This is a genomic window from Streptomyces sp. NPDC054847, from assembly GCF_053610925.1.
This window is the reverse complement of record NZ_JBSGZJ010000466.1, coordinates 1-5,542: the sequence shown is the minus strand read 5'-3', so window position 1 is coordinate 5,542 and position 5,542 is coordinate 1. Positions and strand designations below refer to the sequence as shown.

Annotated in this window: 4 protein-coding genes; 2 read left to right on the top strand and 2 right to left on the bottom strand. The window is 72.1% G+C overall.

Annotation, left to right across the window (positions count from 1 at the left end; all coding sequences use genetic code 11):
- Positions 1-617: 617 nt before the first annotated feature.
- A complete protein-coding gene (locus tag ACWGH4_RS30220) occupies positions 618-1,199 on the bottom strand; it encodes a pyridoxamine 5'-phosphate oxidase family protein (protein WP_453466512.1) in 582 nt (193 codons plus the stop codon).
- Positions 1,200-1,257: 58 nt separating this feature from the next.
- Positions 1,258-2,664: a hypothetical protein gene (locus tag ACWGH4_RS30215; RefSeq protein ID WP_453466510.1), complete on the bottom strand. Its 1,407-nt coding sequence runs from the start codon at positions 2,662-2,664 to the stop codon at positions 1,258-1,260.
- A 147-nt stretch (positions 2,665-2,811) separates the two neighbouring features.
- Here ACWGH4_RS30215 and ACWGH4_RS30210 point away from each other — a divergent pair, with 147 nt between their 5' ends.
- Both ACWGH4_RS30210 and argH read left to right on the top strand, forming a co-directional pair.
- Positions 2,812-4,005: an argininosuccinate synthase gene (locus ACWGH4_RS30210; RefSeq protein WP_037775206.1), complete on the top strand. Its 1,194-nt coding sequence runs from the start codon at positions 2,812-2,814 to the stop codon at positions 4,003-4,005.
- A 77-nt stretch (positions 4,006-4,082) separates the two neighbouring features.
- Complete coding sequence (gene argH, locus ACWGH4_RS30205) at positions 4,083-5,510, top strand: argininosuccinate lyase (RefSeq protein WP_453466508.1); 1,428 nt, start codon at positions 4,083-4,085, stop codon at positions 5,508-5,510.
- Positions 5,511-5,542: the final 32 nt, after the last annotated feature.

Here is a 5,542-nt window from a genome sequence, read left to right as displayed (position 1 = left end):
GGACCCCCGCGCCTCAATCGCCGGCGGGGTTGGGAATGGTCCTCGCGGTAGGCGCGGTCACCGGCAGGGCTGGAGCCGCGAGCGAGACCGGAGCCACCGGCGGGGCTGGGAATGGCCCCTGTCGCGGTAGGTCGCAGCGGCCCACAGGGCTGGAGCCGCGAGCGAGGCCGGAGCCACCGGCGGGGCTGGGAATGGCCCCTGTCGCGGTAGGTCGCAGCGGCCGGCAGGGCTGAAGCCGCGAGCGAGGCCGGAGCCACCAGCAGGTCTTGAGCCGCCGGCGCGGCTGGGAGTGCCCCCGTCCCGGTGGTTGCAGCGACCAGCAGGCTCTTGAGCCGTCAGCAAGGCTGGGGCCTCTGGCAGAGCTGCAGCCGCCGACGCCGCCGACAGGGCCGGAGTTGCCCAGCAGGTCGGAGTGTCCGCGCCGACGGGCTGAAGTGCCGCGCAGCGGCATTTCAGCCCGCCTGGGGGCACCTCCCACGGCCGCCAGGCCGTAGGGGGAGATTGAGGACACCGCGCGGAGCGCGGTACGGGGTCCGGGGCTTGCCCCTTCCCGAAACCGGCCTGGGTGGGGAGCAGGCCCGCCGCGGGCGTCACGCACCCGCAGCCCACGCGCCCCCTCAGTCCGTGCGGGCCGGCAGTGGCAGCGGCAGGGCCGGGAGGCCGTCCAGGCTCACGCCGACCTTCTTCTCGCAGTACGCCGCGAACTCCTCCTCCGACTTCCGCCCGAAGTGCTCGGCGTGCTGCGTCCGTTCCTCCCGGTACTCCATGAACGGCACGGCGAAGCCGCAGACCTGGCTGATGCGACGGGCGTGGACGACGATGATCGCGCGGGCGCCCGGGCCGTCGGCGTCCTTGAAGCGGCCGATCAGTCCGGCCCACCGCGGATCGTCACGGAAGACCGCCTCGCCCTGGCCGTGCACCCGCACCACCTGCGGCGGCCCGGAGAACGCGCACCACATGAGGGTGATCCGCCCGTTCCCCTCCTCCCGCACGTGCGCGATCGTCTCGGCGCCGCTGCCGCCGAAGTCGAGGTACGCGAGCGTCAACTCGTCGATGACGACGAGCGTGCCGCTGCGCCCCTTGGGCGACAGGTTGACGTGCCCGTCACCGGCCAGCGGCGCGGTCGCCGTGAAGAAGACCGGCTGCTGTTCGATGAAGTCCCGGAGCCGGCCCTCGATGCGTTCAAATGTTTTCCCCATGAAGGGATTATCGACGCCGTGATCCCCCTGCCCCCGGCCGGGCTCCGCGGCGGAGCGGTCAGGCACGCGCGAGGCCGACCCGCCGGCGCGTCAGGTCCATGACGTGGTCGCTGAACAGGTGCGCGCACTGCCGGAGCAGCCGGTCCACCTCGGCGTCACCCCGCGGGACCTCGCGCATCCATGTCAGCTGCTGCACCGAAGACTCCGCAGTGCCCCGCAATCTGGGGTCGGCATCCGCCAACAAGGCCACGGAAGCCCGGAGTCGGACGAGACCGCCCTGCTCCCGCAGCAGCCGGAAGGCGGCCCGGCGCGTCGGGGTGGGCCACCCTGGCGACAGCCGTTCGGTGAGCCGGTCCGCGCAGAGCCTGCGGGCGTACGGGAGCAGCGCCCGCGCCGCCTCGCGGGCGACGGCCGCCGCCGGGTCGTCCACCAGGGGGAGCACGGTCTCGACGGAGGCCGATTCGAGCAGCCGCAGTCCGGCCACGGCCTGCGCGCGCACGCCGTCGGAGGGATGCGTCAGCAGCGGTCGGAGCAGTGCGGCGTCCTCCCGCCGGCCGCACTCGGCGAGTCCGGTCACGGCGTAGGGCGCCACGGTGTCGAGGTGCTCGCACAGCTCGAGATGACGGGCGTGCGGATCACCGCCGTCCTGGCTGATGACCCAGCGGGCGCAGGCACGTACCAGTCCCGACCGGTCGGCGAGGTGGTGCACCGCCTCCTTCGCCCGCCCCGCCCGCCGCAGCGCCGTGACCCCGGCCGACCGTACGAACGGCAGGCGCCCGCCGAGCAGGATGTCGACGGCGCGGTCGTCGGATCCGTCGGCCGCCATCCCTGCGAGAGCCGCGTCCGACCACAGCCGGGCCAGGGCCGGATCCCGGTCGTCCGCGGCGTGGCGTGCCAGTGCCCGTACATCCAGCAGGCCGCGGTCCAGCATGATCCGCGCGGCGAGACGCCGCGTCGCGCTGTCCCGCGTGTCCCGCAGGAGGCTCGGCGCGAGCTGCGGAACGGCGCGCAGAGCCGCGTCGAAGAGGTCGCGCGCCCAGGCGCCCTCCTCGCGGCGGCCGAGACGCAGCACCAGCGGCGTGAGTGCGCGCAGGGTCTGTTCCGGTCCGCTCCGCAGCCGCTCCGTGAGCAGTGCGCGGGCGCGCAGCCGTACCGGCTCCGCCCAGTCGGTGCAGCGCACGACGACGAGGTGCCAGAAGGCGGGCGTCCGGGGGCCGGTGGCGAGCGCGTCCTCGCGGACCCGCCCGTCCGGGTGGCACAGGGCGGTCTCCGGCCGCTGCCGCAGCCGGTGGGACGCCCCTGGGTCGTACTCCTCCCACCCGTACCGCCCGAAGGCCCGGGCTGCCTCGTCCAGTGCCGTCCAGCAGGCCGGGTCGTCGAAGTCCAGCGCCTCGCTCGCCGTGCGCCCCTCCAGCAGGAGCCTCACGGCCTCCCTGGCCGCCGCGTCGTTCCACCGCTTGCCCATGCGCCGCACCCCTCCCGAGCTGATGGACGCGGCCCACCCTAGGAGCGGGAGAGCGGCGCCGACCAGCGGGTTTCCCCGTCGATTGACAAACCATACGGAGGACTGCATAGTTATACCCATCAGCGTATGCACCGTAAGGAGAAACCCGTGACCGAGCGCGTCGTACTCGCCTACTCGGGCGGCCTGGACACCTCCGTCGCCATCGGCTGGATCGCCGAGGAGACGGGCGCCGAGGTCATCGCCGTTGCCGTGGACGTCGGCCAGGGCGGCGAGGACCTGGACGTCATCCGCAAGCGCGCGCTCGCCTGCGGTGCGGTGGAGGCCGAGGTGGCCGACGCCAAGGACGAGTTCGCCGAGGAGTACTGCCTCCCCGCGATCAAGGCCAACGCCCTCTACATGGACCGCTACCCGCTGGTCTCCGCCCTCTCCCGGCCGACGATCGTCAAGCACCTCGTCGCCGCCGCCAAGAAGCACGGCGCGACCACCGTCGCCCACGGCTGCACCGGCAAGGGCAACGACCAGGTGCGGTTCGAGGCCGGCATCGTCGCCCTCGCGCCCGAGCTGAAGTGCATCGCCCCGGTCCGTGACTACGCGATGACCCGGGACAAGGCGATCGCCTTCTGCGAGGAGAAGCAGCTCCCGATCGCCACCACCAAGAAGTCGCCGTACTCCATCGACCAGAACGTCTTCGGGCGGGCCGTCGAGACCGGCTTCCTGGAGGACATCTGGAACGCGCCGATCGAGGACATCTACGAATACACCTCGAACCCGGCCGAGCAGCGCGAGGCCGACGAGGTCGTCATCTCCTTCAAGGCCGGCGTCCCGGTCGCCATCGACGGCAAGCCCGTCACCGTCCTCCAGGCCATCCAGCAGCTCAACGAGCGGGCCGGCGCCCAGGGCATCGGCCGGATCGACATGGTCGAGGACCGGCTCGTCGGCATCAAGTCCCGCGAGGTCTACGAGGCCCCCGGCGCCATCGCGCTGATCACCGCGCACCAGGAGCTGGAGAACGTCACCGTCGAGCGCGAGCTCGCCCGGTACAAGCGGCAGGTCGAGCAGCGCTGGGGCGAGCTGGTCTACGACGGCCTGTGGTTCTCCCCGCTCAAGCGCGCCCTGGACGGCTTCATCAACGAGGCCAACCAGCACGTCACCGGCGACATCCGGATGACCCTGCACGGCGGCCGGGCCGTCGTCACCGGCCGGAAGTCCGACGAGTCGCTGTACGACTTCAACCTCGCCACCTACGACTCGGGCGACACGTTCGACCAGTCCAAGGCGCAGGGCTTCATCGAGATCTTCGGCCTGTCGCAGAAGATCGCCGCCAAGCGGGACCTGGCGTAACCCGCCTGCGTTGAACAGTGCGCCTCCTCGTCGCGGCGGGGAGGCGCCTTCACACCCTCATCCAAGGAGCTCGAGCTGTGAGCAGCAACAACGGTGACGTCCGGCTCTGGGGCGGCCGCTTCGCCGACGGTCCGGCAGAGGCGCTGGCGAAGCTGTCCGCGTCCGTGCACTTCGACTGGCGGCTCGCGCCGTACGACATCGCCGGCTCCCGTGCCCACGCCCGCGTCCTGCGGAAGGCGGGTCTGCTCACCGACGACGAGCTGACGCGGATGCTCGACGGGCTCGACCGCCTCGAGGCCGACGTGGCGTCCGGCGACTTCACCGGCACCATCGCCGACGAGGACGTCCACACCGCCCTCGAGCGGGGCCTGCTCGAGCGTCTCGGCCCCGACCTCGGCGGCAAGCTCCGCGCCGGCCGGTCCCGCAACGACCAGGTCGCCACGCTCTTCCGGATGTACCTGCGCGACCACGCCCGGATCATCGGCGGCCTGATCGCCGACCTCCAGGACGCCCTCGTCGGCCTGGCCGAGGCCCACCCGGACGTGGCCATGCCCGGCCGTACGCACCTCCAGCACGCGCAGCCGGTCCTCTTCGCCCACCACGTCCTGGCGCACGTCCAGTCGCTGTCGCGGGACGCCGAGCGGCTGCGCCAGTGGGACACCCGCACGGCCGTCTCCCCGTACGGCTCCGGGGCTCTGGCCGGTTCCTCCCTCGGGCTCGACCCGGAGGCGGTCGCCGCCGACCTCGGCTTCGAGCGCGGTTCGGCAGGCAATTCCATCGACGGCACCGCGTCGCGGGACTTCGTCGCGGAGTTCGCCTTCATCACCGCGATGATCGGCGTGAACCTCTCGCGGATCGCCGAGGAGATCATCATCTGGAACACGAAGGAGTTCTCCTTCGTGACCCTGCACGACGCCTTCTCCACCGGTTCGTCGATCATGCCGCAGAAGAAGAACCCGGACATCGCGGAGCTGGCGCGCGGAAAGTCCGGCCGGCTCATCGGCAACCTGACCGGGCTGCTCGCCACGCTCAAGGCCCTCCCGCTCGCGTACAACCGCGACCTCCAGGAGGACAAGGAGCCGGTCTTCGACTCCTGCGACACGCTCGAGGTCCTGCTCCCCGCCTTCACGGGCATGATGGCCACGCTGACCGTCAACCGCGAGCGGATGGAGGAGCTCGCCCCGGCCGGCTTCTCGCTCGCCACGGACATCGCCGAGTGGCTGGTCAAGCAGGGCGTGCCGTTCCGCGTCGCGCACGAGGTCGCGGGCGAGTGCGTCAAGGAGTGCGAACAGCTGGGCATCGAACTGGACCAGCTGACGGACGAGCAGTTCGCCAAGATCTCCGAGCACCTCACGCCCGAAGTCCGCACCGTCCTGAACGTGCCCGGCGCGCTGGCCTCCCGCAACGGCCGCGGCGGCACCGCCCCTTCGGCGGTCGCCACCCAGCTCAACGAGGTGAAGGCCGACCTGGTGATACAGCACGCCTGGGCCACGGCCAAGAAGTAACGAGGGGGCGCCACGGCGCCGCCCCCTCCCGG